1 protein-coding gene and 1 pseudogene are annotated in these 928 nt (G+C 63.0%); both read right to left on the minus strand.

The annotated features are described in order from the left end of the window. A partial coding sequence (gene kdsA / locus EN935_RS37975; RefSeq protein WP_127374338.1) for a 3-deoxy-8-phosphooctulonate synthase occupies positions 1-699 on the minus strand: 699 nt, incomplete at its 3' end. Continuing rightward, a pseudogene (locus EN935_RS41655) lies at positions 696-928 on the minus strand (VOC family protein); the annotation flags it as partial. The gene kdsA and the pseudogene EN935_RS41655, both read right to left, overlap by 4 nt.

Here is a 928-nt window from a genome sequence, read left to right on the forward strand (position 1 = left end):
GGCCAGCGTCTCGACAAAGCGGCGTTCACCACCCGAGGATCCGCCCTGCCCGCCCGGCTGCTGCACCGAGTGCGTGGCGTCGAAGATCACCGGCGCGCCGATCTCGGCCATGATGGGCAGAGCACGCATGTCGGACACCAGTGTGTTGTAGCCAAAGGACGCGCCGCGCTCGGTGGTCAGCACATTGGCGTTGCCGGAGCCGGTAATCTTGGCGACGACGTTCTTCATGTCCCAAGGGGCGAGGAATTGTCCCTTCTTCACGTTGATCACCTTGCCGGTTTTGGCGGCGGCGACCAGCATGTCGGTCTGGCGCGACAGGAAAGCCGGAATCTGCAGGACGTCCACATGCGGCGCGACGATGGCGCACTGCTCCTCGGTGTGGACATCGGTCAGCACGGGGAGTGAAAATTCCTTGCGCAGTTCGTCGAAGACGGGAAGGGCTGCGTCCATGCCGGCACCCCGGGTCGCGGACAGTGAGGTGCGGTTGGCCTTGTCGTAGCTGGTCTTGTAGACGAGGCCTATGCCGAGCTTGCCGGTCAGTTCCTTCAGCGCGCCGGCCATGTCGAAGGCATGCTGGCGCGATTCAAACTGGCAAGGGCCGGCGATCAGCGACAGCGCCGCATTGTTGTCGAAGACGACATTGCCGACGGTTACCGACGAATTGGGCGCCATCGAATTGGGCGCTTGCGGCTTGCTCATGGGATCTCCCGGAAAATGAAAGCCGCGCCCTGTCCAGGCGCAGGCTGCACGACAATATCATTGCCCGCTATATCGTGTTGGATGGAATTGGCTGCAAGCAGCCTCGATGTGACATCGGCGCGCCGGACCGAAAAGACCACAGCGGCGAAGCGAAGGTCCGTCGGCGCGCCAGCCGGCAGGCCAAAGCGCGCGGTGAAAGACGCGCGATCAAGCACGGTCAAATCTGCAT

The organism is Mesorhizobium sp. M7D.F.Ca.US.004.03.1.1, assembly GCF_003998635.1.
Lineage (GTDB): Bacteria > Pseudomonadota > Alphaproteobacteria > Rhizobiales > Rhizobiaceae > Mesorhizobium > Mesorhizobium loti.